This window comes from Streptomyces sp. NPDC090106 (assembly GCF_044747265.1).
In the GTDB taxonomy this organism is placed as follows: domain Bacteria; phylum Actinomycetota; class Actinomycetes; order Streptomycetales; family Streptomycetaceae; genus Streptomyces.
Genome location: NZ_JBIVDS010000005.1, coordinates 156,978 through 163,114, shown reverse-complemented (window position 1 = coordinate 163,114; position 6,137 = coordinate 156,978). Strand labels below are relative to the sequence as shown.

Genomic DNA, 6,137 nt, shown 5'->3' with positions numbered 1-6,137 from the left:
GGCACAGGTACCGCCACCCCGGGCACCGAAGACCCCCACCCCCAAACCCGAACCCCCCACCAGACCCCCCCCCCACCCCCCCCCCACCCCCCCCCCCCCCCCCCCCCCCCCACCCCCCCCCCACCCCCCCCCCCCCCCCCCCCCCGGCGGGGGGGGCCCCCCCCCCCCCCGCTTCTCCGTTGCCCGCTTCTCCGTTGCCCGCTTCTCCGTTGCCCGCTTCTCCGTTGCCCGGTTCTCCGCCGTCCGGATCGCCCGGGTCAGTGGCTCCCGGTGTGCGCGGAGTGGTCGGTGCCTTCCTCGATGTCCCCGCCGAGGGTCTTCTGGAGGCTCGTCATCGTGGTGGTCTCGCCGACGGCCACCCATTTGCGGCCGACCAGGTAGTGACCGCCGTAGTCCTTGGCGCCGTTGATCCACTCGCGCTGTCCCCGGTCGGTGGCGAAGGTGGCGAGGATGAACTTGCCTCCGGGGGCGTCCTTGCAGGCGGCCTGCCGCAGTTCGTCGGCGTCGATCTGGATGTTCGGGGTGCACTTCACCTCGGCGGCCAGGTGCTCCAGGCTGCCGGTCGCCGTCTCGGGCACGGCGGCCTTCTCGGCGCCGTCACCGGAGCCGCAGCCCGCCAGCGCCAAGAGGGCGGCGGCGGCCGTCGCCGCGAGCATCGGTCGGGTCAACCTCATCTGTTCCTCCGGTCCCATCCCATCCGGCCGGCCTCGGCACGAGGCCCGTCCCCTTCCATACGGCCGCGCGGCGAGATGCGCTCAAGCCCCGCACAGACGTGCGAGAGTGGGCCGGTGAACGAAGACTGGGAACAGCGTGTCACGGCCGCCTGGGCCACGTTCGACGACTACGCGGAGGACGACGCGGCCGATTTCCGCGCCGTGATCGACGCACTCGTCGCCGAACTGCCGGACGGCAGCCCGCTCGGCCCCTTCGAGCAGGCGTGCGCCTGGGACTCGACGGGCCACTCCGACCGGGCGGTCCCGCTGTACCGGGAGGCGCTGGCGCGCGGGCTGAGCGGTTACAAGGGCCGCCGCGCCAGGATCCAGCTCTCCAGCTCGCTCAGGAACACCGGGCACCCCGAGGAGGGCGTCAAGCTGCTCACGCCCGAACTGGACGGCCCGTCGGACGAGTTGGACGACGCCGTACGGGCGACCCTCGCCCTGTGCCTGTCCGGCCTGGGCCGGGACCGGGAAGGGCTCTCGCTCGTCCTCGGCGCGCTGGCCCCTCATCTGCCGCGCTACCAGCGGTCGATGGCGAACTACGCGCGCGCCCTGGTGGAGCCGGACGACTGAGGGGTACGGCGGGCCGGTCACGGCACGCCGATCCCGGTGGGCGAGCACGGCGGGCCGGTCGAGGCGGGCCGTGCCGTCCGTTCACCCGCTTGGCGGTGACCAATCAACGATTCGCTCGTTCTGCTGAACGTGCAGTCACAGGATGTCGCCCCGCGCCCCACCCCCTCCTCCGGCAACGGCTCCGGCTCCGCCGGCGAACCGTTCGTCGACGTCGAACAGGCCGAGGCCGCGCTCGTCGAGCACTATCCACGGCTGGTCCGGCTGGCCTACCTGGTGCTGCCACCGGGCCTCGGCCGCAACCGGCGCGTCCTGACCGCGCACGCCCTCGCCCAGCGCGCCCTGCCCCGGGGCCGGGCCGCGACAGCGGTCATCCCGGCCCAGTCGGCCGGCCGTGACGGCGACCCGGGGTACGCCTTCGTCCGCCTCCAGGTGCTGCGTACGGCGCTGGAGGCGGGGCTGCCGCTGACCTTCCGGGCCCTGCCCCGGCGCTCCCAGCTCCCGGCGCTGCTCCCCCAGGTGTGGGGACTGCGGCTCTTCCCGCGCTCGGGCGGTGCCGACGAACTCGCCCTGGACCAGCGGCTGTCGGCCCTGTCGGGCGAAGGGCGCGCCGCGTACGTGCTGCGCGGCCTGGAGAAGCTGCCCGACGGCGATGTGCGCGAGGTGCTGGCCTCGGCGGGCGTCGAGGACGTGAGCGCGGCGCTCGATGAGGCGGACGGGGTCCCGGCCGACCGGTACGCCCTGCTGGACTCCGCCGAGTTCGACCCGTGCTCGCTCCAGGCCCGGCCGACGGATCTGATGCGGCGCAGGCAGCACATGAAGGCCGCGCTGGCCGCCGCCGCGGCCCTCGCCGTGTGCGGGGTGCTGCTGGCGCTGCCCGGCGACGGCTGGGGCCCCGACGGCGCCGCGGCGCCCGTGTACGCGCAGAACCCGGCCGCGCAGGCGGCGCTGGACCCGTCCCGGCTGACCCGGGTCCCGGCGACGGCCTGGCAGGCGGCGTCCCGCAACGACTTCTCGGTGTGGCCCGCGCGCGGCGAACTCACCGACGACAGCACGCTGCTGCGCCGGGCGCTCGCCGTGTGGGCCCGCCCCGGCGAGCAGGTGCGGGTCTCGGCGACCCCCGGCACCCCGTCCGGCGGCCCCTCCGGCCCGGCGCAGCTCCTGTACGCCGGGGTCGTCGACAACGCGCGCGTGGTGATCCTCTACGACGGTCTGCGCATCGCCCGTTACGCCGAGCCGAAGGACGGCACCGAGGGCGCGGCCCTGGACTTCGCCCGGGTCGACGGGGCGAGCGCGGCGGAGGCGAGCGCGGTCGTGCTGGGCCGGACCGACGGCAACGTCCGCTATCTGACCGCGCCCTGGGTCTCCGGGGCGGTCGAGCGGGACCTGCTCAAGCCGTCGTCCGGGGCGATGGCCCTGACCCTGACCGCCGGGGTGACCTCGCCGATGTCCGGGGCCGGGGCGCAGAGCGGCGGCTGCACGTCCTGGAACGTCCTGGAGGTGACCGGCCGGGACGGCACCGGGCTCCTGAGCGACCTCGGCGAGCTGGTCCCGGCGCGGCTCACCACCGGCCGCCCCGGCGCGGTCCACGACGTGTCCGGCGCCGGCTCGCTGCGCACGTGGGCGCCGTACGCCTGCTCGCTGGGCGCGATGCGGTCGGCGGGCGTGCGCACGGTGAACGCCTGGGCGTACGCCAGTCAGGCGCTGCCCGAGGCGAACGGCACCGCGCAGTGGATGTGCACCCGGGCCGAGACCTGGCGGGGCGGCGGCACCCGGGTCCTCGCCCAGTTCCGCACCCCGGGCGGGACGTACGGGGCGGTCGCGGCGAAGAGCGAGAACGGCCCGGCGTGCGGTCCGCGCGACCCGAACGTGCTGGCCGGTGTGCTGTGGAAGTCCGAGGCGGGCGCCTGGTACCTGCTCGCGGCGGGCGGCAAGGACACGGCGTCGATCGACGCGACGGGCGCCGTCAAGGGGTCCGCGCAGGGCAACCTGCTGGTCCTGAAGGCGAAGGAGGGCGCGCAGGCCGGGCTGAAGGGGACGCTGGAGAGCGGCCGGTCGATCGACGCCCTGCACTAGCGGTACCCTCTGCCGCGACTTTGCTGACATGTACGTCAACAAGTGCGCGCACGGGGCTTCCGCCCGGATCTACCCGTCAGTACATTGACGCCATGTCCAACAAGCAGGAACGGGTGCCCCTCAAGGCCCGCAAGGTGTCCTTCTCCTGGGACGACACCCCGCTGCACTGGGTGCCCGGCGATCCGTTCACCACCCACACCATCAACGTGCTGCATCTGCTGCTGCCCGCCGGTGAGCGCTGGTTCGTGCACGTCTACCGGCAGGTCCTGCCGTACATCAGGGACGACCGGCTGCGCGAGGACGTCATCGGGTTCATCGGCCAGGAGGCGATGCACTCCCAGGCCCACGACGAGGTCCTGCCCCACCTCAGGGAGCAGGGCCTCGACCCGACCCCGTACACCGCGCAGGTCGACTGGTTCTTCGAGAAGCTGCTCGGCGACCGGACCCTGCCGCCGGGCCGGGCCCGCACGTGGTGGCTGCTGGAGCGGGTGGCGCTCATCGCGGCGATCGAGCACTACACCGCCTTCCTCGGCAACTGGGTGCTGAACGCCGAGGAGTTGGACCGGCGCGGCGCCGACCCGACCATGCTGGACCTGCTGCGCTGGCACGGCGCCGAGGAGGTCGAGCACCGGTCGGTCGCCTTCGAGCTGTTCACGCATCTCGACGGCGGCTACGCGCGGCGCGTGCGGACCTGGGCGAGCGCCTTCGCGACGCTGGTGTTCCTGTGGCAGCGCGGGACACGGTTCTTCATGACGAACGACCCGACGGTCCTGGACGCGAAGCCGAGCGTCATGGACTTCTATGTGCGCGGCAAGCAGGGCGTACTGCCCTCGACGCCCGACATGCTGAGGTCCGTCCCCCGCTATCTGAGCCGGTCCTACCACCCCTCGCAGGAGGGCTCGACCCCGCAGGCCGTGGCGTATCTCGCCTCGTCCCCGGCGGCACTCGCCGCGCTCACCGCCGAGAAGGGGGCCGTGTGACGCCGCCGAAGCCGCTGACCGTCGCCGTCGTCGCCGGGGCCGCGCTGCTCGCCCGGCGCGCCCTGCGCCGCCGGGTGCGGGTGTCGCCGCTGTGGCCGTGGCCCGCGCTGGAGGAGCCCGTCTCGGGGCGTCCGCGCTCCAGGGCGCTGCGTCTGCGGGTCGCCGCGCGCGAGGAGGTCGCCGACGGCGTCGTACAACTGCGCCTGGAGGGGCGGGATCTGCCCGGCTGGGAGCCGGGGGCGCACATCGATCTGGTGCTGCCGTCGGGGCTGGTGCGGCAGTACTCGCTGTGCGGGGACCCGGCGGACACCTCCGCCTACACGGTCGCCACGCGGCTCGTCGAGGACGGGCGGGGCGGCTCGCGCGAGGTGCACGAGCGGGTCGCGGAGGGAACCGAGCTGGAGGTGCGGGGGCCGCGCAACCGGTTCCCGCTGGTGCAGGCGCCGTCGTACGCGTTCGTCGCGGGCGGGATCGGGATCACCCCGGTCCTGTCGATGGTGCGGGCCCTGCCGGAGGGCACCGACTGGCGGTTGCTGTACTGCGGACGCTCGCGCGCGTCGATGCCGTTCCTGGAGGAGGTCCAGGCGCTGGGCGGCGCGGTGACCGTCGTGGAGGGGGTGCCGGATCTCGGCGCGTGGGAGGTGCCGCAGGACGCCACGGTCTACTGCTGCGGCCCCGAAGGACTGACGGCGGCCGTCGAGGAGAGGTGGCCGCACGTCCATGTGGAGCGGTTCACCCCGCGTGCCGAGCGCGGGGGTTCGGCCTTCGAGGTCGAACTGCGGCGCAGCGGGAGGACGTTGACGGTGGCGGCGGACTCGACGGTGCTGGCGGCCGTGCGGGCGGAGCTGCCGAACACCCTCTACTCGTGCGAGCAGGGTTTCTGCGGGACCTGCCAACAGCGGGTGCTGGAGGGCGAGGTGGACCACCGTGACGAGCTGCTCACGGACGGCGAGCGCGCCGAGTCCATGCTGATCTGCGTCTCGCGCGCCCGAAGTGAGCGTCTTGTGCTGGACATGTGAACGCCGTTGCGCGGACCGGCCCGTTCCGGGCCGGATCCGATCGGTAAGGTGTTCGTATGACTACCGGGGTACGGCGAAGAATGGGAGTCGAGGAACGGCGCCAGCAGTTGATCGGCGTGGCCCTCGACCTGTTCAGCCAGCGCTCGCCCGACGACGTCTCCATCGACGAGATAGCGACCGCGGCGGGTATCTCGCGTCCCCTGGTCTACCACTACTTCCCCGGCAAACTCAGCCTGTACGAGGCCGCGTTGAAGCGGGCGGCGGACGATCTGGCCGCACGGTTCGTGGAACCCCACGAAGGCCCGCTGGGGACGCGGCTGCTGAAGGTGATGCGCCGGTTCTTCGACTTCGTGGACGACCACGGGCCGGGTTTCGCGGCCCTGATGCGGGGCGGTCCCGCGGTCGGTTCGTCGGCGACGAACGCGCTCATCGACTCGGTCCGGCAGGCCGCCTACGAACAGATCCTGTCGCATCTGGGCGTGACGCGTCCGCCCGCGCGGCTGGAACTGGTCGTCCGCTCCTGGATCTCGCTCGCCGAGTCGACGGCCCTGATCTGGCTGGACGGCCGGCGCATCCCGCGCGGCGAGCTGGAGATCCAGCTCGTGCACGACTTCGCGGCGCTCGCCGCGGTGAGCGCAGCCTTCGACGACGAGATGGGCGACCTGATGCGCGAGATGCTCCGCCACGAACCGACCGACGGCCCGTTCGCCGACCTCGCGGGCCGTCTGATCGCCCTCGCGTCCTAGGGGGTGTCCGGAGGTTCAGGCCCCGGCGGC

6 protein-coding genes are annotated in these 6,137 nt (G+C 73.6%); 5 read left to right on the top strand and 1 reads right to left on the bottom strand.

Translation table 11 applies throughout. The annotated features are described in order from the left end of the window. Positions 1-257: 257 nt before the first annotated feature. Positions 258-674 (bottom strand): hypothetical protein, encoded by a 417-nt coding sequence (locus ACIPSE_RS17750; protein ID WP_401663453.1) that lies wholly within the window; start codon positions 672-674, stop codon positions 258-260. A 75-nt stretch (positions 675-749) separates the two neighbouring features. On the opposite strand from ACIPSE_RS17750, the gene ACIPSE_RS17745 reads away from it, so the two are divergent. From ACIPSE_RS17745 to ACIPSE_RS17725, 5 genes are all read left to right on the top strand, one after another. Beyond that, the gene (locus ACIPSE_RS17745) at positions 750-1,289 is read left to right on the top strand and encodes a tetratricopeptide repeat protein (RefSeq protein ID WP_401663451.1); all 540 of its coding nucleotides are present in this window, start codon (positions 750-752) and stop codon (positions 1,287-1,289) included. Between the two features lie 129 nt (positions 1,290-1,418). After that, positions 1,419-3,362 (top strand): hypothetical protein, encoded by a 1,944-nt coding sequence (locus ACIPSE_RS17740; protein ID WP_401663449.1) that lies wholly within the window; start codon positions 1,419-1,421, stop codon positions 3,360-3,362. A gap of 92 nt (positions 3,363-3,454) precedes the next feature. Next, positions 3,455-4,342, top strand: a complete 888-nt coding sequence (locus ACIPSE_RS17735; RefSeq protein WP_401663446.1) for a metal-dependent hydrolase — start codon at positions 3,455-3,457, stop codon at positions 4,340-4,342. Next, entirely contained in the window at positions 4,339-5,361 is a 1,023-nt protein-coding gene (locus ACIPSE_RS17730; protein WP_401663443.1) for a PDR/VanB family oxidoreductase, read from the top strand. The genes ACIPSE_RS17735 and ACIPSE_RS17730 overlap by 4 nt, the downstream gene beginning before the upstream one ends. A 56-nt stretch (positions 5,362-5,417) precedes the next feature. Further along, complete coding sequence (locus ACIPSE_RS17725) at positions 5,418-6,107, top strand: TetR/AcrR family transcriptional regulator (protein ID WP_401663441.1); 690 nt, start codon at positions 5,418-5,420, stop codon at positions 6,105-6,107. Positions 6,108-6,137: the final 30 nt, after the last annotated feature.